The 23,503-nt window shown below is 68.7% G+C and carries 17 protein-coding genes and 1 other RNA gene; 8 read left to right on the forward strand and 10 right to left on the reverse strand.

Annotated features, from left to right (window positions below; translation table 11 throughout):
* Positions 1–13: 13 nt before the first annotated feature.
* The 4 genes from C9J49_RS00310 to rpiA all read right to left on the reverse strand — a co-directional run bounded on the left by C9J49_RS00310 (position 14) and on the right by rpiA (position 8,448).
* Positions 14–3,703 (reverse strand): tetratricopeptide repeat protein, encoded by a 3,690-nt coding sequence (locus C9J49_RS00310; RefSeq protein ID WP_107181054.1) that lies wholly within the window; start codon positions 3,701–3,703, stop codon positions 14–16.
* Positions 3,704–3,731: 28 nt separating this feature from the next.
* Complete coding sequence (locus C9J49_RS00315) at positions 3,732–6,539, reverse strand: bifunctional glycoside hydrolase 114/ polysaccharide deacetylase family protein (RefSeq protein WP_258393710.1); 2,808 nt, start codon at positions 6,537–6,539, stop codon at positions 3,732–3,734.
* Between the two features lie 33 nt (positions 6,540–6,572).
* On the reverse strand, positions 6,573–7,547 hold the full coding sequence (locus C9J49_RS00320; RefSeq protein ID WP_046078907.1) for an NAD-dependent epimerase/dehydratase family protein: 975 nt from the start codon (positions 7,545–7,547) through the stop codon (positions 6,573–6,575).
* A 226-nt stretch (positions 7,548–7,773) separates the two neighbouring features.
* Positions 7,774–8,448 (reverse strand): ribose-5-phosphate isomerase RpiA, encoded by a 675-nt coding sequence (gene rpiA, locus C9J49_RS00325; RefSeq protein ID WP_046078908.1) that lies wholly within the window; start codon positions 8,446–8,448, stop codon positions 7,774–7,776.
* Positions 8,449–8,496: 48 nt separating this feature from the next.
* On the opposite strand from rpiA, the gene ilvA reads away from it, so the two are divergent.
* Positions 8,497–10,116 (forward strand): threonine ammonia-lyase, biosynthetic, encoded by a 1,620-nt coding sequence (ilvA, locus tag C9J49_RS00330; protein ID WP_258393711.1) that lies wholly within the window; start codon positions 8,497–8,499, stop codon positions 10,114–10,116.
* Between the two features lie 514 nt (positions 10,117–10,630).
* Here the strand turns inward: ilvA and C9J49_RS00335 are convergent.
* The 3 genes from C9J49_RS00335 to C9J49_RS00345 form a co-directional block, all read right to left on the reverse strand.
* Complete coding sequence (locus tag C9J49_RS00335; RefSeq protein WP_107181055.1) at positions 10,631–11,263, reverse strand: 5-formyltetrahydrofolate cyclo-ligase; 633 nt, start codon at positions 11,261–11,263, stop codon at positions 10,631–10,633.
* A gap of 8 nt (positions 11,264–11,271) precedes the next feature.
* A non-coding RNA gene (ssrS, locus tag C9J49_RS00340) (6S RNA) lies at positions 11,272–11,456 on the reverse strand.
* Positions 11,457–11,639: 183 nt separating this feature from the next.
* Positions 11,640–11,939: a cell division protein ZapA gene (locus C9J49_RS00345; RefSeq protein ID WP_107181056.1), complete on the reverse strand. Its 300-nt coding sequence runs from the start codon at positions 11,937–11,939 to the stop codon at positions 11,640–11,642.
* Positions 11,940–12,092: 153 nt separating this feature from the next.
* Between C9J49_RS00345 and C9J49_RS00350 the strand changes: the two genes are divergently transcribed.
* From C9J49_RS00350 to C9J49_RS00365, 4 genes are all read left to right on the forward strand, one after another.
* On the forward strand, positions 12,093–12,680 hold the full coding sequence (locus tag C9J49_RS00350) for a UPF0149 family protein (protein WP_046078911.1): 588 nt from the start codon (positions 12,093–12,095) through the stop codon (positions 12,678–12,680).
* An 81-nt stretch (positions 12,681–12,761) separates the two neighbouring features.
* Positions 12,762–14,099: a Xaa-Pro aminopeptidase gene (pepP, locus tag C9J49_RS00355; protein WP_107181057.1), complete on the forward strand. Its 1,338-nt coding sequence runs from the start codon at positions 12,762–12,764 to the stop codon at positions 14,097–14,099.
* Positions 14,100–14,283: 184 nt separating this feature from the next.
* Positions 14,284–15,507, forward strand: coding sequence for a 2-octaprenyl-6-methoxyphenyl hydroxylase (gene ubiH / locus C9J49_RS00360; protein WP_107181058.1), 1,224 nt, complete (start codon positions 14,284–14,286; stop codon positions 15,505–15,507).
* On the forward strand, positions 15,504–16,796 hold the full coding sequence (locus C9J49_RS00365) for a UbiH/UbiF/VisC/COQ6 family ubiquinone biosynthesis hydroxylase (RefSeq protein WP_107181059.1): 1,293 nt from the start codon (positions 15,504–15,506) through the stop codon (positions 16,794–16,796). The genes ubiH and C9J49_RS00365 overlap by 4 nt, the downstream gene beginning before the upstream one ends.
* Positions 16,797–16,992: 196 nt before the next feature.
* On the opposite strand, the gene C9J49_RS00370 is transcribed toward C9J49_RS00365, so the two are convergent.
* The 3 genes from C9J49_RS00370 to gpmI all read right to left on the reverse strand — a co-directional run bounded on the left by C9J49_RS00370 (position 16,993) and on the right by gpmI (position 21,395).
* Positions 16,993–18,315, reverse strand: coding sequence for a S41 family peptidase (locus tag C9J49_RS00370; protein WP_046078914.1), 1,323 nt, complete (start codon positions 18,313–18,315; stop codon positions 16,993–16,995).
* Positions 18,316–18,660: 345 nt separating this feature from the next.
* Positions 18,661–19,776: a murein hydrolase activator EnvC gene (locus tag C9J49_RS00375; protein WP_107181085.1), complete on the reverse strand. Its 1,116-nt coding sequence runs from the start codon at positions 19,774–19,776 to the stop codon at positions 18,661–18,663.
* Positions 19,777–19,823: 47 nt separating this feature from the next.
* Positions 19,824–21,395, reverse strand: coding sequence for a 2,3-bisphosphoglycerate-independent phosphoglycerate mutase (gpmI, locus tag C9J49_RS00380; protein ID WP_107181060.1), 1,572 nt, complete (start codon positions 21,393–21,395; stop codon positions 19,824–19,826).
* A gap of 212 nt (positions 21,396–21,607) precedes the next feature.
* On the opposite strand from gpmI, the gene C9J49_RS00385 reads away from it, so the two are divergent.
* The 3 genes from C9J49_RS00385 to C9J49_RS00395 all read left to right on the forward strand — a co-directional run bounded on the left by C9J49_RS00385 (position 21,608) and on the right by C9J49_RS00395 (position 23,439).
* A complete protein-coding gene (locus C9J49_RS00385; protein WP_035599925.1) occupies positions 21,608–22,030 on the forward strand; it encodes a rhodanese-like domain-containing protein in 423 nt (140 codons plus the stop codon).
* 42 nt (positions 22,031–22,072) lie between these two features.
* On the forward strand, positions 22,073–22,594 hold the full coding sequence (gene secB / locus C9J49_RS00390; protein WP_035599928.1) for a protein-export chaperone SecB: 522 nt from the start codon (positions 22,073–22,075) through the stop codon (positions 22,592–22,594).
* Positions 22,595–22,707: 113 nt separating this feature from the next.
* Positions 22,708–23,439 (forward strand): 16S rRNA (uracil(1498)-N(3))-methyltransferase, encoded by a 732-nt coding sequence (locus C9J49_RS00395; protein WP_107181061.1) that lies wholly within the window; start codon positions 22,708–22,710, stop codon positions 23,437–23,439.
* The last annotated feature ends 64 nt before the right edge of the window (positions 23,440–23,503 follow it).

Genomic DNA, 23,503 nt, shown 5'->3' on the forward strand with positions numbered 1-23,503 from the left:
GCATCACTCCTTGCTAGTGGCGGGCGGCCTTTTGGCGGCCCAGGAAGTACTGATAGGTCAGGGCAATGGCGAAACGCGTGTCGTCGCTGTTGCTTGCCCCCTGTTCGGTGCCCTGATCGAGAGTGAGCCGCAGCCCCAGCTCGTCATTGCCCAGCAGCCGGGAGCCGACAGCGAAGGTGGTGTTGATGGCGAACTCGTCGTTCGGCATGTGGTAGCCGGCATCCAGGTCGAAACGCAGCCTGGGAGAGGCCACCCGGGGGTAGGCGTGGCCCGGCTCGCCTCGCGCAATGCCTATCCCGACGCCCACGAAGGTGTTGCTGTCGTCGAGCAGCTGGTCCGGTGTGCTGCCGGCGGGCAGGCGGGCGGCGGTGTCCTCGGGCAATTGGTCCACCGGATCGTGGCGCTCGTGACTGGCCATCAGGCGTAGCTCCAGCCGCCGGCTGGCGCCCGCCACCAGGGCGTGGCTCCAATCCGCCTCCAGGCGCATGCCGTCGCCCAGTCGTTCATGCTCCTCGCGGCTGCGGAAGATCAGGTGACTGGCATCGAACGACAGGACGTCACGGGCCGTGGGCTGCCATTCGAGATTGGCGCCGACTCGGTCTTCGACCCCCAGTACTCGCATCAGGTCGCCGATCTCGGAGGTCTGGCCCAGCGCGCCGTAGACGCCGCCCGCCAGGCGCGACGTCGCCTGCCAACGCTGGTCGAGCCGGAGCTGGACCCGGGTGTCGTCGTCGCTCTCGACGCCGCCCAGCTGTAGCCGGGTATCGCTGCGTGCGCCGTTCCAGCCGAGGGTCAGCCCTGCGACGCTCTCTTGTTCCAGGCCGTCCGCATCGAGATCGAGATGCCCGGTATCCAGCCGTCGCTTCGCCAGATCGAGCCTGCCCCACCAGCGTTCGCCGGCTCGCTCGTAGCTCAGCTGGCCGCCGTCGATGCTCAGGTCGCCGAGTTCCTCATGGGAGGCACGAGTGACGAGGCGATGGGGCAGCTCGTTGGCCAGCGCCACGGCGTCGGCTCGCTGGTCATGGCCGGCGGCGGTCAGGTCGGTGGCCAGCGCCAATGCTTCCTGGCGGCGGTCGAGCCGCTGGAGGGCCGCGAACCGGTCGGCCGCTGACAGGGCGGCCGTGTCATCGTCGAGCAATCGCTTCAGGGTGGCGCGATCATTCTTCTCCAGCGCGACCGACAGGCGCTGCCAGTCGGGGCTGCGATGGCCCAGGTCGCGGGTCCGCAGCAGCAGGTAGCGGGCGTGCAGCGGTCGGTTCAGGGCCAGGTTGGCGTCGAACAGCCAATCGCTGTCTTCCACCGTCGGTGGCGTGTCGTCGAACGCCTGCAGCAGCAGGGTGTGGTACCAGCCCCGGCCGCTGTCGGGGCCGGCCAGTGTCGTCAGTGTGCCCAGTGCCCGGACCCGATCTTCCCGGCTGTCACGGCCCGGCTGCGTCGAGGCGTTCGGGTTGGCCGCGAGTTGGGGCAGCAGGTCGGCCAGCGCCTGATGACGCAGCCGGAAGGCGGCTGCCGCGTGACCGGTCAATGCCAGGGTGTCGGCATGATCGAGCTGGAGCCAGGTATCCCGCGGCGCAGCCTGGGCTGCCGAGCGATACCATCTCAATGCCCGGTCGAGCTCCCCCAGCTGGCGATGGCCATTGGCCATGGCGGCCATCAGGTCGGTATGACCGCGGGCGGCGGCGGCCCATTCGCCGAGGCGTTGGCGAAGCATCTCGTGCTCCCCGTCGGCGGCCAGTGCATAGAGCATCCCGGCGCGGAGGTAGGGCTCGCCGGGGGCCAGGGCGAGGGCTTCCCGGTACGCCGAGACGGCACCGGGAGCATCCCGTTCCCGCAGCCGTTGAGCGCCCAGGGCCCCCCAGTAGTGGGGCGAGTCGGCCAGGGGGGCTGGATCCTGCTCGACCATCGCTAAAAGCGCTCGCGTGAGGTCGGGGCGAGACTCACGCTGGGCAAGGTCAAGCATCTCCATGATCGCGTCGGTGTCGCGCTCGGCTTCCCAGCGTTCGCGAGTCACCCGCATGGCCAGCGACAGGTCGCCGCCGTCGCCCGCGGTGCGGATGAGGCGCGTCGCCTCATCGTTCTCCAGGCTATGGCGGGCGAACAGGGCCTGATAGGCCTGCCGGCTGCTCCTCGCATCGCCGACTTGCCAGGCCAGCTCGGCGCGCTGGCGCCAGTATTCGTCGGCCATGGCCGAGGTGCTGTCGGGGTCGATGCGGCCGAGGACGGTCAGGGCCTCGTCGAGTCGCCACTGCTGGGTCAGAAGGCGACTCCGCTCGCGGGTCGCCTCGACCTCCAGCCCGGAATGCCCCGCTAGCCTGGCCCAGGCATCTTGTGCGTCCTCGAGACGGCCGACCTGTTCCAGCCAGGTGGCCAGGCGAATGCGCAGTTCCCGATCGCCGTCGCCGGCGGCTTCCCAGCGGCGAATCTGGGCGATGGCGGCGTCCGGCTCGCCCAAGGCATCGAGCAGGTCGACCAGCAGATGGCGTTCATCAGGCGTCAGTTCGCCGCGCTCGTTGAGGCGCCGCAGGGCGGCCAGGGCGGTGGTGCGATAGCGCAGACTCAGCGCGAGGGTCACGACCTCGCGATCATGCTCGGCCCGTTCGCTGGCCCGGGCCAGTCGCTCCAGAGTGTCCAGCGCCTGCCGGTGTTGGTCGGCCCACTGCTGGGTGTGGGCGAGGCGCTCGAGGTGGTCGAGCTGATTCGGTTCCAGGCGCTGCAGCCGCTCCAGGCCCTGGATGGCCGACTCCAGACGGTCGAGACCCAGGGCGATCGAGACGTGGCGCTCGAGGGCATCCACGTCATCGGGATGGAGGTCGAGATAGTGCTGTGACCATTCGAATGCCTGTTCCGGTTCGTCATGAGCCAGTGCCAGGCGAATCCCGAGCGTCAGCAACGTTTCATCATCGGGATAGTGGCTCAGATATTCCCGTGCATACGCCACGCCGATGTCGCTCTGGCTCTGTTCGGCGGCAGACAAGGCGGCCAGGGCGGCTTCCCGGCGTGGCGGGTCCTCGGAGCCGAGGGAATCCTGCTGGGCATGGGCCGCGGGGATCACCCACCCCAGCCAGCCGAGATCGTGAGGGGCATCCCCGGCGATCTGCCAGGCCCGGTGCCAGGCCCTGGCCGAGCGCTCCGGTGCGCCGGCCTTGAGCCACCAGTAGCCGGCCTGGGTCAACCAGTGGTAGCCCTTCGGTGAGTCACGCTCGGCCAGCTGCTCGTAGCATTGGGCCGCGCGGGCGGGATGGCCGATTGCCAGCCAGTGATGGGCGATCTTGGCCAGGTGCGGTGGTGGAAGATCATCGCGCGACTCGAGCGTAGCGAGTTGCCGGGTCAGCCGCTCGAGGTGGCGAGCCCGCTCGGGAGCCTCTGCGGGCAGGGCCGCATAGGCCTGCCAGTTCAGCTCCAGCAGCAGCCACTGGATGTCGATGTCGTGGTTGCCGCCCAGTGGCGCCAAGGTCTCGCGTGCGGCGGCGAGCTCACCGATCTCCATGAGCTGGCGGGTCAAGGCAAGGCGCAGTCCGACGTTGTCGGGGCTGACCCTGAGCAGGGCCTGATGGTAGAGGATCGCCATGCGTTCGTAGGCGGTCTCCGGTGAGGCGCCGAGCTGCAGGAAGTGGCGGGCCGGGAAGAGGCCGATCAGGATAAGCGCCAGCAGGATGCCCAGCCCCCGCAAGGTCAAGGGCCGGATCAGGTGACCGTCGCGCATTGGATGCCGATGTCGGGAACGAAGGGGATCAGTCGTCACAGGACACCTCGATGCGATCGGAGTGGCTCCCCGCGTAGCTCAGGATCACCTGATCGCCTTGCTGCTGCTGTCTGGCACCGGGGGCGTCGATATCGCAGCCCTCCATGCCGGCCAGCGCGATGTGCAAGGAGACCTGTTCGGCGGCAAGGCGCAGCGAGAGGCGTTTGGCGTCGTGTCGCTCCCAGCGGGAAATACGTCCGTTGGCCAGCCTCAGGTGGGGGGTCTCGGGAGGCTGTGGTGACAGCTGAAGAAGGGAATCACCGGCGCCGCTCAAGGCGACATAGCGCCCGGTGTCGGTGTCCCTGACGCCGGCCACGCCCCGGGAGGCTGCCAGATCCGGCCAGCCCAGGGCAGGGGGCAGGCGCAGGGTGCGAAGCTGAGTGGCGGCGCGGATCTGCCAACCACCGTCGAGCCTGCGGGCGATACCCAGGTCGTACCACTGGCTGGCAACATCGCTCCACGTGCTGGTATAGACCGGGAGCGTCTCCTGGGTGCTGACGTAGTCGTAGACTTGCTGCAGCGCCTTCAGTGCGGCAGGGCTCGCCGCCGAATAGAAGTGGTAGTAGATGTCGATCGGCTTGAGCCGGCGGGGACGATCGGTCAGCCGGTAGGTTTCGATGACACGGCGATAGCCCCACAGTGGTCCGCGCATGTGGTTGGTGTAGATGTTCTCGTTGGTCTGAGGGGCGTATACCTGCAGGTAGTCGCCCTGGGGACGCAGCATGGGCGACACCCGGGTCAAGGTGGGAAAGCTGTCGGTGATGTGGGTGTTGCCGCCGTTCATGTTTCGCAGGCCGATCCGTTCGGCGTGCGCAAGGGCCTCTTCCGGAGGCAAGGCGTTGCCGCTCCACAGCACCACGGACACCGACTTGTCGGGCGGCGCTAGGTGGTCATTGATGTATGCCGTGGCGCCGGCGATCTCGCGCTCCAGAGAGAACGCGTAGCCTGGTATCGGCAGGTTGTAGTTGAAGCCGGCCTGGGTCTCGCCCTGTCCGGCGAGATCGCCTTCGTCGAGCTTTTCCCACTGGAAGGGGTGACTGAAGGTGTGATTGGCAATCTCGACCCAGGGCAACTCGAAGATGCGTCGGGCGAGTGGTTCCAGCTGTGAGCGGAGATGTGGATGCAGGCTATGCGGTCCGAATTCTCCCTCGATCACCGAAACGGTGGTCGGCACACGGTAGCGTTGCAGGACCTCCGTCAACATGAGTTCGCCGGTGAAATGCGAGCCGGGAAAATCGGCTCGACTGACAAAGGCGTCGCCGTCGATCTGTGTCATCCAGTAGCGGGCGCCATTCTCTGTGGTGGGGTCCGGTACGGGGATCTCGGGGAGGGCCAGTGCGGTCTCGAGGAACGCAAAGGGGTCGAGAATCCAGCGCTGCTGCGCCTCACCGGCCTGCTGAAGGATCCATGGCCAGGTGGCGATCCCGCCCCAGGGGCCGCTCAGTACCGGGGACAGGGAACGGCCCCCCGGGGCCTCCAGGGTCAGGTGGCGGATGATGTCGGCACGTGTTGTCTGATAGCCGTGCTGATAAGGCGCGGGGTGTGAAGGCATGCCTTCGAATCCCAGCATGTCGTCGTGGTCCGCGATGCGCAGCTGGCGCTGCTCGGAGCCCTCGATGAGTCCCATGTGGTTGCCCAAGGCGCCATTCAATGGAATCCCGGGGTCACCCAGGATGACGACGCGAAGACCATTGCGCATCTGTTCGAGCAGCCAGTCGGCGTAGCGTTGTCCATGGGGGATCGGACCATCGAACCAGCTGACAATGCCGGCGTAGCGGCCATTCAGGACGTCGTCGGGCAATGCGGCGTTGACGTCATGATACTCCGCCGCATAGCCCATATATTCCAGCGGCATGGCCAGGTAACGGTGGGCATTGGTGTTGGCCAGCTCACCCGCCTCGGTAGATGCCTTGTCATACAACATCAATATGCGACGAGGCACCGGCTCTATGAGCCCAACGCCCACCTGATTAAGCTGTGCCACGCTGACCCAAGGGATGAACCCCTCGGCAGCTATCCGCTCGGCGGTCCGGCGCGCCAGCTCACGATCAGCGGCCGGCACGTAATCGATGGCGATGGTGGGCAGGCCGTATTCGTCCCTCGCACGACTCAGCTGATCATGCAGCCACTGACTGTCCGTGTCTGGCACCGAACCGTAGATGCCGGTCGCTGGGTTCCAGCGTCGATAAAGGGACTCGGCTGCGATACCGACGATATCGCCATGGATGCGATCGAGTACCTCGAAACCGCGGTTGACCAGCAGCTTCATGTCGGGGAAGCGTTGACGTATCTCGCCGATCAGCTCGACCAACGCCTGCTGCTGACGCCAAGCGGCCCTGCCCTCTGGGGCAAACAGCCGATAGCTGTCGAGGGTGTCGAGGAAGAGTCCTCGGTAGCCGTCGTTCCACAATGGCTGGATGCGTTCCTCCAACAGGTAGCGTTGCCACTCGTCGCTGGTGAGGTCGGCCACCCTGCTGTTCCAGTGAGGGTTGTCTTCGAGGAGGACCGAGTCCGGAAGATGCGAGGGCTGGGGACGCCAGGCATCGAGTTCGCCGACACTCACGTAAGCAAAGGCCTGCGTACCATGGCGCTCCAGCCGTTCCCGCTGCTTGGGTGCGAGATTGGCAGCTTCTATCGCCACCCAGTCGAACTGATCCAGTAACTCCAGTGGGGCGTCATTTCCATAGTAGAAGGCTACGCTGGGCGAAGAAGCGCCGTCCGGGATGACCGCACGAGCGGTGACAGGGGGCACTGCCAGCGCTATCGCGATGAAGAGTAGCCCAACGATGTTGCGCATCTTGTCTACCTCGCACGCGGTGCCGTGCTTCTCTCAACCATGGGACGTCGTCGTGATGGCATCGGCTGGCTGCTGCTGAATCGTGCTGGACACCAGGGCGTCGAGTCCGTCTTCCAGCGACCACTCCGCCTGTATGCCGAGCCACTGCTCGAGGCGCTGGGTATGCCCGCACGAATCGCGAATATCGTCTTGCCTGGCCGGCGAAAACTGAAGGGTGGGAGGGTGATGGGTCAGCGAGCCGAGAGTATCCAGCAAGCCCAACAGATTGGTGCGCTGCCCTGTGGCCACGTTACAGACGCCCTGGTGTCCTGTTTCCAGGGCCGACACGTTGGCTCGCGCGACATCCCGAACGTAGATGAAATCGCGAGTCTGTAGGCCATCGCCGAAGATCCGAGGGGACTGTCCGAGCAGGAGAGTGTCGAGGAAGCGTGCAATGACACCAGCATAGGGCGATTGCGGGTCCTGACGAGGGCCGTAGACATTGAAGTAGCGCAGCCCCAGGCTCGACAGACCCTGGGAGGTTTGCAGCAGCTCTGCGTAACGTTCATCCGCCCACTTTTCCAGCCCGTAGGGCGAGATCGGAGATGGAGTGAATGTCTCGCGTATTGGCAAATATCTGGGGATGCCGTAAACGGCCGCAGATGAGGCATAGACGATGCGCTCGACGCCAGCCGACGTTGCGGCGTGAAACACATTGAGCGTACCGAGGATATTGTGACTGGCCGAGGCGGCCGGGTCTTCAACGGAGCGTACGACCGACACTTGAGCCGCCAGGTGGAGACAGAGGCTGATGTCACGCATGGCCTGTGCCACGCTCGAGGCATCGCGAATGTCGCCTTTGACGAACTCCAGACGCCTGTTCTGCAGAGGCAGGTTGGAGAGGTTGCCGCTGGAAAGATTGTCCAGCACACGCACTTTATAGCCTTTTGCCAGCAGTAACTCGACGCTATGGGAGCCGATGAAACCGGCACCGCCGGTGACCAGCACCCGATGGGCGAACTGCGTCATGTTCCCTTCCCCCGTGTTGTTATAGCGGACGGCTTCTTCTGGCCGCTGTCATCTCCGTAACTGGAAGGTTGCTCAGTTACAGAAATTAACCTATGGGGTGCAGGATAAGAGGGCGGGCATACCGCTACCGCCTGTAATGGCTAATTATGCTGTGGTGGTTTTTCTCGTGGGGGAGTATGAGAGATGGGGCAGGGCCGAGCGATATCCGGCCCTGTGCAAGTGGAAGTCAGGCCGACGTCAGACGCTCGACGCCCTGGTCGGTGCCCAGCAGCAGCACGTCGGCGCCGCGGGCGGCGAACAGGCCGTTGGTGACCACCCCGACGATGGCGTTGAGCTGCGCTTCCATGGCCACGGGATCATCGATCATGAACTCATAGCAGTCGAGGATCTGGTTGCCGTTGTCGGTGACCACGCCCTCGCGGTAGACCGGGTCGGCGCCCAGCTTGACCAGCTCCCGGGCCACGTAGGAGCGGGCCATGGGAATCACCTCCACCGGCAGCGGGAAGTCACCCAGGCACTTCACCTTCTTGGAGCCGTCGGCGATGCACACGAAGCGCTGGGCGCAGGCGGCGACGATCTTCTCTCGGGTCAGGGCCGCACCGCCGCCCTTGATCATCTGGAGGTGAGCGTTCACTTCGTCGGCGCCGTCGACATAGACGGGCACGGTGCCGACCTCGTTGAGCTCGAAGACGTCGATGCCGTGGCCGCGCAGGCGCTCGGCGCTGGCTTCCGAGCTGGCCACGGCGCCGCGAAAGTCGCCGCTCAGCGCGGCCAGCTGGTCGATGAAGCGGTTGGCGGTGGAGCCGGTGCCGACGCCGATCACCACGTCGCGCCCGAGCAGCGGGCGGATCTCGTCGATGGCGGCAGCGGCCACGGCGTCCTTGAGTTCGTCCTGGGTCATGGAGGGCTCGTCTGGCTGGAGGGTGGAAATGCCGCGCCATTATAGGCCATGGCGCCTCGCCGTGCTGGACGCCGTGCCGGCGCGAATGCTACCAATAGAGGTTCCCTCCGCGCCGCGTCACGCGGCCCCTCGCGCTACTATCGGAATGTCAGGATGCTCGAAGATACCGTCAAGAAGATTCTCCAGGCCCGGGTCTATGAGGCCGCCCGGGAAACGCCGATCTCGTCGGCCCCCTTCCTGTCCCGCCGGTTCGACAACCAGATTCTGATCAAGCGCGAAGACCTCCAGCCGGTCTACTCCTTCAAGATTCGCGGCGCCTACAACAAGATGGCGCAGCTCAGCGACGAGCAGAAGGCCAAGGGCGTGATCGCTGCCTCGGCGGGCAACCATGCCCAGGGGCTGGCCATGGCCGCGAAGCAGATGGGGGTCAAGGCGGTGATCGTGATGCCGCGCATCACCCCGGAGATCAAGGTCGCCGCGGTGCGCGCCCGGGGCGCCCGGGTGGTGCTCAAGGGCGATGCCTTCGGTGAGGCCGCGGCCCACGCCCAGGAGCTGATCGAGGAGCACGGCTACACCTACATCCCGCCGTTCGACGATATCGACGTGATCGCCGGCCAGGGCACCGTGGCGGTGGAGATCCTGCGCCAGAACCCCGGTCGCCTGGACGCCATCTTCGTGCCGGTGGGCGGCGGTGGCCTGATCGCCGGCGTGGCCGCCTACGTGAAGTACCTGCGCCCGGAGATCAAGGTGATCGGCGTGGAGTCCGAGGACAGCGCCAGCCTCAAGGCGGCCCTGGACAGCGGCGAGCGCGTGGTGCTGGACCAGGTCGGCGTGTTCGCCGAGGGCGTGGCCGTGGCCCAGGTCGGCGAGGCACCCTTCGCGGTGATGCGCGACCTGGTGGATGACGTCATCACCGTCAACACCGACGAGATGTGCGCCGCGGTGAAGGACATCTTCGAGGACACCCGCGCGGTCTCCGAGACCTCCGGCGCCCTGTCGCTGGCCGGCCTCAAGAAGTACATCCAGCAGACCGGCGCCAGCGGCGAGACCCTGGTGTGCATCAATTCCGGCGCCAACACCAACTTCGACCGCCTGCAGCACATCGCCGAGCGCACCGAGCTGGGTGAGCAGCGCGAGGCGATCCTGGCGGTGACCATCCCCGAGCGCCCGGGCAGCTTCAAGAAGTTCTGCCGGACCATCGGCAAGCGCATGGTCACCGAGTTCAGCTATCGCTATGCCGATCCCGAGCAGGCGCACATCTTCGTCGGGGTGCAGGTCAAGCCGGGCGGCGAGGACCGTCAGGCGGTGATCGACAAGCTGCGCGAGGCCGACTATCCGGTGGAGGACCTCACCGACAACGAGCTGGCCAAGCTGCACCTCCGCCACCTGGGCGGCGGCCGTCCCCAGGAACGCTTCGACGAGGAGGTCTATCGCTTCGAGTTCCCGGAGCGTCCCGGCGCGCTGATGAACTTCCTCACCCATCTGCCCCACGACTGGAACATCTCGCTGTTCCACTATCGCAACCACGGCGCCGCCTACGGCCGGGTGCTGGTCGGCATGCAGCTGCCGGAAGACGATCGTGGCCACGTCGAGGAGCACTTCGACGAGATCGGCTATCGCTACTGGAAGGAATCGGACAATCCCGCCTATCGGCTGTTCATGGCCTGAGGATGGCGGGGCGGGTGAGTGAACGTTTGCTCGCTCGCCATATCAGGCCATGACCGTGTTGCTTTTCTTCATCCTCCGGGCATGACGGTTGTCATGCCCGGAGCCTTCCTCTAGGCTATGGCCTCGTTCGAGAATGCCCGGCCGCCGGTTCCAGCGCCTGGCCGCTCTGCCTCTTCACTCGCCCGCAAGCGGCGAAGAAACAGTGTTTACGGGGTCAAATGGGCATTTCGCGGCGTCTTCGACGCCGTATAGTCGAGACAGTCACATTGTTATCCGCGCCCCGGAGCCGCCCGGGCGCGCCGTTGCCATAGCGATCGAGGGAGTCGACGATGAAGCGCAAGCCCGACCTGGTCATGATCCTGGTGCTGATCTTCGGTATCGGTGTCGTGGCGACCGGCTACGCCCAGGCGCTGGTCGGCCAGTAGGCGCCAGCGCTCAGGACGATTCCCGAAAAAAAGCGGCCGATGCTCAAGCATCGGCCGCTTTTTTCATGTCGGAACGATCCGCGAGGCGCTCAGGGGCGCACCACGCGCCGGTCGCTGACGATGGCGTCCAGCGGCACGTCCCAGGGCGCTACCGGCAGGCGGTCGACGCGCTGGCAGTCGTGGGCCAGGCCGATCAGGCGCGGACGCGGCCCGCGGCCGCGGGTGAAGGCCAGGGTACGGTCGTAGAAGCCGCCGCCCATGCCGATACGCTGGCCGTCGTCGTCGAAGCCCACCAGCGGCATCAGGATCAGGTCCAGGGCCCAGGCCGGCGTGCGGCGGGCGCGATGGGCGCCGTGGCGGGTGCAGGGCTCCGGGATACCGAAGCGATTGGTCACCATCGGCGTGCCGGCGTGGTAGTGCACGAACCACAGGGCGTTGTGGGAAAGCGGACGCAGCACGGGCAGATAGACGCGGGCACCGCGGCCGTTCAGCCAGGGCATCAGTCGGGTCGGATCGATCTCGCCGTCGTTGGGCAGGTAGAGGGCCACGCGCCGGGCGCGCTGGACTTCGGGGAGATGCCGCAGGCGATGGCACAGTCGCCGGGCGGCCTGATATTGCTCTTGCGCGCTCAGATGGCGTCGGCGACGGCGAAGGTCACGACGCAGGGCGCGTCGTTCGTCGTCTCTCACGGCGTGAGCGGCGGTGTCTTGCAGATCGGTCATGCGGAAAGGAGTTCCCCAGAGTGCCGCTGTCATTCTGGCCCTTGAACCCTGTGGTTCAAGGTGGGTGGCCGCAGCCGGACCGTCAGGCTTTCCGTCGCACGGACATGCACACGGGTCCGGACTAGCTGTTGGCCCCCTGGGTACTGCGCATAGGCTCGAGGGACTTAACGACTGGCGAACACCCCAGGGAACGCCTCTATCCTAGCAGAGCGAGGCCTACGTCCAAAGCGAAGAATCCTCAGCGAGGGGATGATGCCGATGGTAATGGACCAGAGCATCGGGGGCAGGACGTAGAGGGGGTTTTTGGCCAAGGATGGCCAAAGTAGCGCCCAAGGATGGGTTCATAGCGCCCCTCGTAGGCCTGTCCCACGATCCTCTAGCGCGAGGGTGCGTCGGCCAGCGCCTTCTCCAGGCGCGCGCTGAGCTCGCCGAGGCTCTTCTCGCCGGCGCGGCGCTCCTCGAGGGTCTCGAGCAGCTCGTGGGTGATGTTCAGGGCCGCCATGATGGCGATCTTCTCCCGGTCGACCACCTTGCCTTGGGCGTGGATGCCCTGCATGGCACGATCCAGGTAGCGGGCGGTACGCTCCAGCTTGTCGCGCTCTTCCGGCGGACAGGCGATGACGTACTGGCGCTCCAGCAGGGTGATCTCGGTGGTGGGCCGCGAGGCGTCGGTCATGGGGGGCTCCGGCGGGCCCGGACGAGCGCGCGGGATGCGGCGCCAAGGGGGCCCGATGCGTTAACATCGTGGGGTATACGTACGTCAAGTCACTATAAGAGAGCCGTTTGCGGCCGGTCAACGCGCCGCGCGGCCCTCGCACCGGATGGTCCCATGTCTCTGATCAACGAACGCCAGGATTTCTCCGACATCGCCGACACCTTCCTGTTGCACGGCAGCATGCAGTCGCCGGCCTTCCTCGACGGTCGCCTGTGCGCCTCGCTGGCGCTGCACGACCTCAGCGCCGAAGGCTGGCTGGAAGTCGTGTGCCAGAACCTGGGCGTCGAGCAGCCTCGCGACGAGCCGTCCGCCGAGCGCCTGCTGGGATGGCGTCGCCAGACCGTCGAGGCGCTCTCGGCCAGCGAGATGAACTACGAGCCGCTGCTGCCCGATGAGCTGTTCTCCCTGGCCGAGCGCGCCGAAGGCCTCAAGGACTGGACCCTGGGCTTCCTCGAGGTGATCGAGGATGCCGGCGCCGCGCCGCGCAAGCAGTGGTCCGAGGCCCTGCGCGAGGCGGTCGACGACCTCAAGGGCCTGACCAGCATCGAGACCGACCTCGATGACGACCCGGAGAACGAGAACGACCTCTTCGCCCTCACCGAGCACGCCCGCATGGCCGCCATGATGCTCTACACCGAGCAGCATCCCGGTCAGCCGCAGGTCGAGAAGGTCGACGACCCCGAGGCCTACACCAAGCACTGAGGCGGTCCGGGCCGCCGGCCCGGACCGCGAGATGTCCGGCCCCGCCGCTCGGCGGGGCTCCCGCCTGCCCGAGGAACTGCCATGCCGCCCGAGATCCTGCCTCGCCCCGCCGCCATCGGCGCAGCCGAATTCCGCGAGCGCCGCCGCCGCCTGATGGCCACGCTGCCCGACGATGCCGCCGTGCTGCTGCCCGGCGCCGCGCTGGTCACCCGCTCCGGGGACAGCGAACATGCCTTTCGCCAGAACAGCGACTTTCACTATCTCACCGGCTTCCCCGAGCCCGACGCCCTGCTGCTGCTGCTCCCCGGCCGTGACGATGGCGAGAGCGTGCTGTTCTGCCAGGATCGCGACCCGGAGATGGAAGCCTGGACCGGGCGCCGGCTGGGGGCGGAAGGCGCCGAGCGCGTGCATGGCCTCGACCAGGCCTTCGGCAACGCCGAGCGCGACGAAGTCCTCGCCGAGCTGCTCGACGGCCGCACCGCCCTCTACCTGCCGCTGGACGACAGCGAGGCGCTGCACCTGGCCGAGTCGATCCGCGCCGAGCTGCAGGCCGGGGCCCGTCGCGGCGCGCGGCCACCGCTGGCCTTTGCCGACGTGTCCGTGCGCCTGCACGAGCAGCGGCTGGTCAAGAGCCCGTCGGAGCTGGCGCTGATGAGCCATGCCGGCGCGGTCAGCGCGAAGGCCCACTGCCGGGCGATGCGCGCCTGTGCCCCCGGGCTGACCGAGTACCAGCTGCAGGCCGAGCTCGAGCATGAGTTCCGGTGGCAGGGCGGCAGCGGCCCGGCCTACGCCAGCATCGTCGCTGGCGGCGGCAATGCCCGTGTGCTGCACTACATCGAGAACGCCGATGTGCTGCATGACGGTGCCCTGGTGCTGATCGACGCTGGCGCCGAGATCGATCTCTATGCCGGTGACATCACCCGTACCTTCCCGGTCGGGGGCCGCTTCGGCGAGGCGCAGCGCGCCCTCTACGAGGTGGTGCTCGGCGCCCAGCAGCGCGCCATCGAGGCCGTGCGCCCCGGCACCACCCTGGTCGCCATCCATCGCGGTGTGGTGCGCGATCTCACCGCCGGGCTGATCGAACTCGGCCTGCTAGAGGGTGAGCTGCAGGACTGCATCGAGAATGAGGCCTGGCGGCGCTTCTATCTCCACGCCACCTCCCACTGGCTGGGCCTCGACGTCCACGATGTCGGCCAGTACCGCCAGGACGGCGAACCACGCCCGCTGGTGCCGGGCATGGTGCTGACCATCGAGCCCGGGCTCTACGTGCCCGAGGACGACGACATCCCCGCCGCCTATCGCGGCATCGGCATTCGCATCGAGGACGACGTGGCGGTGACCGAGTCGGGTCACGAGGTACTGACCGCCGACGTGCCCAAGCGGGTGGCCGATATCGAGGCGCTGATGGTCAAGGAATAACCGTTAGCAAGTTCGATAATTTATGTGTTACGTAACGTACATTATGGAATATTGGCCGTGAATCGGCATTCCAGCGCCGCCCCAGCAGGGCGGCATAAGGAGCGCCGGCTGACAGGGCCGTCAGGATGAAGGTCGTGAGGATGAGGACCGTGATGACAGCCGTAATGCAAGAGAGGAGCCGGCCATGAGCGATCTGGGCGGGGGCGAGGCCCCGCGGCACGTGGACATCGCCATCGTCGGCGGAGGACTGGTGGGCGCCAGCCTGGGCTGCGCCCTGGCACCGCTGATCGAGCGGCTGGGGTTGACGGTGGCGGTGATCGAGGCCGCGCCCATGACGGCGAAGCTCGACGCCCCCTGGCAGCCGAGCTTCGATGCCCGGGCCAGCGCCATCGCCCAGGGCTCGGTGGCACACTTCCGCACCTTGGGGCTGTGGGACGGCCTGGCCGAGCAGGCCTCGCCGATCCGCCGCATCCACGTCAGCGAGCAGGGCCGCCTGGGCGCGACCCGGCTGAATGCCGAGGAGCTCGGCGGCGAGGCCCTGGGCCAGGTGATTCCCAATGCCTGGCTGGGACGCGTGCTGCACCGCCGCCTGGCCGAGCTGCCGCTGGACTGGCACTGCCCGGCCCGGGTCGAGGAGATCCGGCCCGTGGCCGGCGGCCACCGGCTGACGCTCTCCGACGGTGCCTGCCTCGAGGCCGGTCTGACGGTGCTGGCCGACGGCGGGCGCTCGGGGCTCAAGGAGCGCCTCGGCATCGAGAGCCGCGAGCGGCCCTACGATCAGGTCGCGCTGATCGCCGGCGTCGAGGTCGACCGGCCCCACGACGGCTGGGCCTATGAGCGCTTCACCGGCGACGGCCCGATCGCCCTGCTGCCGCTCAAGGGCCAGGCCATGGAGCTGGTCTGGACCCATGAGGCGGGGCAGGAGACCGACCGCCTGGCGCTCTCCGACGGCGACTTCCTGGCCCAGCTGCAGCGCGCCTTCGGCGACCGCGCCGGGCGCTTCCGCCGGGTCGGCAAGCGCCACGCCTATCCGCTGTCGCTGGTCACGGCCCGGGAGACCACCCGGCCGGGGCTGGCGGTGATGGGCAACGCGGCACACGCGCTGCATCCGGTGGCCGGTCAGGGCTTCAACCTGGCGCTGCGCGGGGTGATGGACCTGGTGGCCGCCATCGAGGCCGGCGCCGCGCGCGGCGAACCCGCCGGCAGCGCCGCCACCCTGGGCGACTTCGAGACCCGCCGCAGTGGCGACCGCCACGACGTGATCCGCTTCAGCGACGGCCTGATCCGGCTGTTCGGGCTCGACAGCCCCCTGCTCTCCCACGCCCGGGCCGCCGGCCTGGTGGGGCTCAACCTGTTGGGGCCGCTGCGTCGGACCCTGGCCCGCCGCGCCATGGGGGTGGAGCGATGACCGAGGCGCCCGTGAAGGAGGACGACAGCGTGAAGGACGAGGCGAGCGGCATGAACCAAGACGCGACGCCGGCCGGCGAGGCGATCATCGTCGGTGGCGGCATGGTCGGCGCGACCCTGGCCTGCCTGCTGGGCGAGGCCGGCGTGGCGGTGACGCTGGTGGACGCGCGCCCGGCGCCGCTGGACGCCGAGGCCGTGGGCCGCGGCCGCCCGGAGCGGCGGGTCAGTGCCCTGACACCGGTCTCCCAGCGCCTGCTCGAGGGGCTGGGCGCCTGGGCGTGGATGCAGGGCCGGCGCGTGACGCCCTATCGCGGCATGCGGGTGTGGGACGCCGAGGGCACCGGCGAGGTGGCATTCTCCGCCGAGGAGGCCGGCCTGCCGGTGCTCGGCCATATCGTCGAGAACGACGTGGTGGTGGCGGCGCTGGAATCGCGGCTGGCCGGCCTGCCGACGGTGACGCGGCGCTTCGGGGCCAGGGTCACGGGCCTCGAGGACGGGCCGGCGGGGCGTGAGCTGGTACTGGAGGGCGGCGAACGCCTGAGCGCCCCGCTGGTGGTGGCCGCCGACGGTGCCCGCTCGCCGCTGCGCGAGCTGGCCGGCATCGGCGTGACGGCGCGGGAGACCGGCCATTCGGCGGTGGTGACCACGGTGCGCACCGCCAAGCCCCATGGCGGCGTGGCGCGCCAGGCCTTCCTGTCCGACGGCCCGCTGGCCTTCCTGCCGCTGACGGTGGAGGGCGACGATCATTACTGCTCGATCGTCTGGTCGACCACGCCGGAGCACGCCGACCGGCTCTGCGGGCTCTCTCCCGAGGCCCTGGGTCAGGCGCTGACCACGGCCTTCGACGGTAGGCTGGGCGAGGTCGAGGCGGTCGACGGCGCCCTGGCGGTGCCGCTGACCCAGCGCCACGCCGAGCGCTACGTGCTGCCGGGGCTGGCGCTGGTGGGCGATGCCGCCCACAGCATTCATCCGCTGGCCGGGCAGGGCGTGAACCTGGGGCTGATGGATGCCGCGGTGCTGGCCGAGGAGTTCCTGACGGCGCGGCGGCGCGGCGTGGGGCCGGGCAGCGAGGCGTGGCTGTCGCGGTACGCGCGGCGCCGTCGCGGCGACAACGCCGCCATGCTGAAGCTGATGGATGGCTTCCGGCTGCTGTTCGGGGCCCGCCATCCGGCGCTGACCCTGGTCCGTAACCTGGGCATGTCCGGGGTCGACCGGCTGTCGCCGCTCAAGCGGCTGCTGATGCAGCAGGCGGCGGGGCGCCGGGGCCGGCTGCCTGTCTCTTGCCAATGAGGGCTTCCGCCCTCCGCTGAGGGCTCTTGTCGGTAAGGGCCGCGCCCTACGCTGAGGGCTCCTGTCGACAAGGGGCTCTTTATGAGGCGCCGAAGGCTCTCGCCTAAGAGCTCTTCATGATTCGTGGAGGGCGCTTGTCGGGGCTGAGGGCTCTACGCCTGTCGCGCAGAGCCCTCGCCGTCTGCCGGGCACGGGGCTAGCCGTCGTCGGACGATTCGACCGTGGCCGCGGCGCCGCGCTCGCCCAGCACGTTCAGTGCCTTGAGCAGGTTGAGCGCCTCGCCGAGCTGGTAGTCGTCGCGCAGCCGCTCGCTCAGCTCGCTGCGGGCGTCCTTCTCGCCGTTGCCGGCCAGGTGGCCTTCCAGGTCGGCCTCGCGCACCCGCAGGCCGGTGTTGTCGGCGACCTCGAGGCGGCCGCGCACCACCTGCACGTCGGGTTCGATGCCCAGCGCCTGGATGGAGCGCCCGCTGGGGGTGAAGTAGCGGGCGGTGGTCAGCTTCAGCGCCTCGTCCTCGCCCAGCGGCATGATCTGCTGTACCGAGCCCTTGCCGAAGCTCTCGGTGCCCATCACCACGCCGCGGCGCTGGTCCTGCAGGGCGCCGGCGACGATCTCCGCCGCCGAGGCGCTGCCGCCGTTGATCAGGATGACCAGCGGCACGTCCGGTGCGGCGGTGTCGCGCCGGGCGGAGAAGCGCATGGCGCTGTCCGGCAGCCGGCCCTCGGTGTAGACGACCAGGCCGCTCTCGAGGAAGGCGTCGGCCACGTCCACCGCGGCCTGCAGCACGCCGCCGGGATTATTGCGCAGGTCGAGCACCAGGCCCTTCAGCGGGCCCTCGTCGCGCAGCGTCTCCAGGGCGTCGACGACCTGCTCGCCAGTGCGGGTCTGGAACTGGCTGACGCGCAGATAGCCGTAGCCCGGCGCCAGCAGCTCCTGCTTCACGCTCTCGGTACGAATAATCTCGCGTTCGATGGCCACCTCGCGCGGGGCGTTCTCGCCTTCGCGCATGATGGTCAGGCGGATCTCGGTGCCGGGATCGCCGCGCATCAGGTCGACGGCCTCCTGCAGCGACATGCCCTCGGTGGGCGTGTCGTCGATGCGCAGGATGATGTCCTGGGCCTGCAGGCCGGCGCGGGAGGCCGGGGTGTCGTCGATGGGGGTGATCACGGTGAGCTGGCCGTCGCGCTTGCCGACCTCGATGCCCACGCCGCCGAACTCGCCCTGGGTGGATTCCTGCAGGCTCCGGTAGGCGTCGGCGTCCAGATAGGTGGAGTGCGGGTCGAGTTCGCTGAGCATGCCGCGCATGGCGTTGCGCATCAGGGTGGCGTCGTCGACCTCCTCGACGTAGGCCCGCTTGATGCGCTCGAACACCTCGGCGAAGGCCTGGATCTCGGCCACCGGCAGGTCGTCGCCGGCCGGCTCGACGTCGGAGGCGGCCTGCAGGGGCAGCGGCAGGGTCAGCAGGGCGACCGGCAGCAGAACCGCCTTCAGGTGCCGCAGCGGGGCGTTCGTCGGGAACATGCGCTCTCTCGCGGTGTGTCGCAGATGGGTTTCCAGCATAGCGTGGCGGCGGACGCGATTGGAATAGCGTGGCAGTGGACGCTAATAAATGGCGTGGTAGCGGACGCTAATGGGATAGCGCGACGCTGATCCGGAGAAAGCCCGGCAACACGACTCGAGGAGACGCATGAATACCTCCCTGTAGCTCCCGACGCCCTGCTGCGCTCTCGCTTCCTGCTCCGCTTGCAGGGCCGGTGCTGGCCATCCATGGCCAGCCCGTTCGGAGGAGTCCTCCTCACCCTTGGCGTAGGAGCTCCTCTCGACGTGCCGCCGGGCGGCCATTTCTCGGAAAGGCGATGCTTGTTGCTAGCGTCGGGCGATCCAGCGGTTGGGATCGATGGGCTCGCCATTGCGGCGTACCTCGAAGTAGAGCCCGGCGGATGACTGGCCGCCGCTGGCGCCCACCGCGCCCAGGGTCTCGCCGGCGCTGACCGCCTCGCCGACGCCGACCGTGAAGCGCTGCAGGTGGGCGTGCAGGGTCATCACGCCGTCGCCGTGGTCGAGGATCAGCAGGTTGCCGAAGCCGCGCATCCAGTCGGCGAACACCACCCGGCCGGCATGGACCGCCTCGACCGGCGTGCCCTCGCTGGCGCGGATCACCAGGCCGTTGCGGTGCACGCCGTCGCCGCGACCGAACGACGAGGTCACGCTGCCCTGCACCGGCCACGGCAGGTCGCCCTGGGTGGCGGCGATGTTGGTGGAGGGCGGCGGCTGCTGCAGGCGCGCCAGGCGCTCCTGCACCTGGCGCAGCACCCGCTCGGCGTGGGCGCGGTCCTGGTCGAGTTCGGTCAGCCGCGCCTGCTCGCTGGCGAAGCGGTCGTCGAGTTTCGCCACCAGGGCTTCGCGCTCGTCGACCCGGCGGGCGAGCTCGGCGCCCTGTTCCTGCAGGGTCTCTGACAGGCGCGCCAGGCGGTCGCTGCGCGCGTCGAGGGCCCGGCGATTGTCGGCCAGCGCCGCGTCGAGCCGCTCGAGCTCGTCGAGCCGCTGCCGGCGGGCTTCGGCGAGGCGGTTGAGGTAGGCCTGCAGGCGATCCAGTCGGGCCGGATCGTCCTGATTGAGCAGCAGCTTGAGCTGCGGCGTCGGCCCCAGCCGGTAGAGGGCGTCGAGCTGCTCCTCGATCGCCGTCAGCTGGGCCCGGCGCTCGTCCTCGAGGGCCTGGCGCCGGTCCTCGAGCGCCGCGACCTCGTCACGCAGGTCGCGCTTCTCGGCCTGGAGCGCGTCCAGTCGGGCATGGGTCTCGGCCAGGGCGGTCTCGACCTCGCGCAGGTCCTCGTTGGCGTCGTCCCGCGCGTCGCGGGTGGCGGAGAGGTCCTGGGTGGCCGCCTGGATGCGCTCGCCGATGGCATCCAGGCGCTGCTGCGCCTCGCGTTCGTCCACCGCCGCCGCCGGGGTGGCCAGGGCGGCGCTCAGCGCGGCGGCCATCACGAGGCCCGGCAGCCATCGCCGCCGGGCCGGGCAGCGCCGCCGGCTCACGCCTCGATCAGCACGCGGCCGGTCATTTCCTCGGGCACCGGCTGGTCCATCAGCGTCAGCAGGGTCGGGGCGAGGTCGCACAGCCGGCCGTCCTGGGCCAGGCTCAGCGGGCGCGGGCCGACGTAGATCAGCGGCACGTCGAAGGTGGTGTGAGCGGTCTGGGCGACACCGGTCTCGGGGTGGACCATCTGCTCGGCGTTGCCGTGGTCGGCGGTGATCAGGCAGGCGCCGCCGACCTTCTCGAGCGCCTCGACCACGCGGCCGACGCAGGCATCGACGGCCTCGACGGCCTTGACCGCGGCGTCGAAGTCGCCGGTGTGGCCGACCATGTCGCCGTTGGCGTAGTTGCACACGATCAGGTCATGGGCGCCGGACTCGATGGCCTCGACCAGGCGGTCGGTGACCTCCACGGCGCTCATCTCGGGCTTCTCGTCGTAGGTCTTCACATCCTGAGGCGAGGGCACCAGCACGCGGGTCTCGCCCTCGTACTCGGCCTCGCGGCCGCCGGAGAAGAAGAAGGTGACGTGAGCGTACTTCTCGGTCTCGGCGATGCGCAGCTGGGTCAGGCCGCGTTTCTCCATCACCTCGCCCAGGGTGTTGTGCAGCTCTTCCGGCGGGAAGGCGGCCGGGGCCGGGATGTCGGCGGCGTACTGGGTCATGGTCACCAGGCTGCCGCCGGCCAGCTGCGGGCGGGCCTGGCGCTCGAAGCCGGCGAAGTCGTCCTCGACGAAGGCGCGGGTCAGCTCGCGGGCGCGGTCGGCGCGGAAGTTCATGAAGAAGGCGGCGTCGCCGTCCTCCATGCGCACCGGGGCGTCGCCGGCGAGAATGGCGGTGGCGGTGACGAATTCGTCGCTCTCGCCGCGGTCGTAGGCCGCGTCCAGGCCGGCCTCGGCGCTCTGGGCGACGTGCTCGGCGGTGCCCTCGGTGGCCAGGCGATAGGCCTGTTCGACGCGGTCCCAGCGGTTGTCGCGGTCCATGGCGTAGTAGCGGCCGATCAGCGAGGCCACGTAGCCGTTCTCGGCGCCGACCAGCTTGGCGAGCCTGGCGTTGACGCGCTCGATGGAGGCGCGGGCGCTCTTGGGCGCGGTGTCGCGGCCGTCGAGGAAGGCGTGGACGTAGATGCGCGTGGCGCCGCGCTTGGCGGCCAGCTCGGCCATGGCGAGGATGTGATCCTCGTGGCTGTGCACGCCGCCCGGCGACAGCAGGCCCAGCAGATGCACGGCGCGGCCGGCCTCGGTGGCGGCATCCAGCGGGCCGGTGAGGATGGCGTTGTCGGCCAGCGCGCCGTCCTCGACGGCCTTGGTGATGCGGGTGAAGTCCTGATAGACGATGCGCCCGGCGCCGAGGTTCATGTGGCCGACTTCCGAGTTGCCCATCTGGCCGTCCGGCAGGCCGACGTAGCGGCCGTCGGTGTGCACCAGGGCGTGGGCGCGGGTCTCCCACAGCCGGTCCATCACCGGGGTGTCGGCGGCCAGGATGGCGTTGTCGGTGGGGTCCGGGTTGTAGCCGTAGCCATCGAGGATGATCAGGGCCACCGGGCGGGGCGTCGGGGTCGAAGAGTCGGTCATGGGTCGAAGGCCTCGTGGTTGGGGCGGTACCGCCCTGGCCCTGTGGCCTCGGGCGGGGTCGCGACTTGCCTCTGCTTGCGGCATCATATCGCACGGTCCCGCCGGGCGTCATATCGCACGCCCTCGGCGGCCCCACGGCATCATGTATACTGGCGCCGCCGGCCCGGCCGGCTTTCGTTCACCGCGTACCCGAAGAAGAGTCTTTCCGAATCATGATCGATCAGCTGTTCGAATTCGTGCAGAACCACCCGCTACTGGTCGCCGCCTTCGCGCTGGTGCTGGTCGCCTGGATCGCCTACGAGATCCGCAGCGGCGGGGCCAACGGCGTGACCACCAGCGAGGCCACCCAGCTGGTCAACCGCGAGGACGCCGTGGTGCTCGACGTCCGCGACAAGAACGACTTCAAGGCGGGTCATATCGCCGGCGCCCGCAACATTCCGCAGAGCAGCCTCGACAGTCGCCTGGGCGAGCTCGAGAAGTACAAGGGCAAGCCGATCATCGTGGCCTGCAAGCATGGCCAGACCGCCGGCGTGGCGATGGCCAAGCTGACCAAGGCCGGCTTCGAGCGCGTCTACAAGCTCAAGGGTGGGATGACCCAGTGGCAGACCGACGGCCTGCCGCTGGTCAAGAAGTGATCGCGCCCTCCTAACATTCCAACGACCAAAGGATTGCTTTCCATGGCGGAAGACAACAACCCGAACAGCGGCGCCAACGGCGAGGCCGCCGGCCAGCAGGACAAGCCCCAGGTGCAGTTCGCCCTGCAGCGCATCTACGTCAAGGACATCTCCTTCGAGGCGCCGAACTCTCCGGCGGTGTTCCAGCAGCCGTTCAAGCCGAAGGTCGGCCTGGACCTGAACACCACCCACCAGAAGGTCGGCGAGGATCTCTACGAGGTGGTGATCAAGGTCACCGCCCAGGTCACCCACAGCGAGGAAGGCACCACCTCCTTCCTGGCCGAGATCGAGCAGGCCGGCCTGTTCCGCATCGGCGGCATCGAGGGTGCCCAGCTCGACCATACCCTGGGCGCCTTCTGCCCGAACATGCTGTTCCCCTACGCGCGTGAGTGCATCGACAACCTGGTCAATCGCGGCGGCTTCCCGCCGCTGATGCTCTCGCCGGTCAACTTCGAGGCGATCTACGCCCAGAAGAAGCAGCGCGAGGCCCAGCAGCAGCAACAAGGCGAGCAGGCCACGCAGTAAGCGGCCGCCGCCGGCAGCATCGCGCCGGGGCAGAGCGGCGCGAGGGCATCCCCCTCGCGCAGGCCTGCTCCGGCGCTTATCGTTTCGACCGTCCTCAGGAGAGCGTTTCGTCCATGGCGATCAAGGCCCCCCGTATCCATGTCGATGCCGCGCTGACCGCCGGCGCCGACGTCGTCCTGCCGGAAGGCCCGGCACGCCACGTGGCCCGAGTGCTGCGCCTCGGCGAGGGCGCGCCCCTGAGGCTGTTCGACGGCCACGGCATCGAGGCCGAGGCGGTGCTGGTCGAGGCCGGTCGCAAGCGCGTGGTGGCCCGCGTCGAGGCGCTCCATGAGGGCCGCGGCGAGTCGCCGCTGGCGGTGCACCTGGGTCAGGCGATCTCCAAGGGCGATCGCATGGACTACGCGATCCAGAAGGCCGTGGAGCTGGGCGTGGCCGAGATCACCCCGCTCTACACCGAGCACGGCGACGTGCGCCTCAAGGGCGAGCGCGAGGCGAAGAAGCTGGCCCACTGGCAGGCCGTGGCCGCCAGCGCCTGCGAGCAGTGCGGCCGCGCCACCGTGCCGCCGGTGCATCCGCCGGTCGGGCTCGCCGACTGGTTGGCCGGCCGCGACGAGGCGCTGCGCCTGGTGCTGCATCCCGGCACTCCGGGCGCCCTCGACCGCGAGGACGCCATCGCCCGCGCGGCGCTGCTGATCGGCCCCGAGGGCGGCCTCTCGGACGCCGAGATCGACGCCGCCACCGCCGCCGACTTTGCCGCCCTGACCCTGGGGCCGCGCATCCTGCGCACCGAGACCGCCCCGGTGGTCGCCCTGACGCTGCTGCAGGATCGTTTCGGGGACGTCTGAGCCCCGTTCGCTCCTCCCCCTCGCGCCCGGCGCCTTTTCCCGTCGTCGGGCCGCGCCCATAATG

Origin of the sequence: Halomonas sp. SL1 (assembly GCF_003030865.2) — a bacterium.
Lineage (GTDB): Bacteria > Pseudomonadota > Gammaproteobacteria > Pseudomonadales > Halomonadaceae > Halomonas > Halomonas halophila.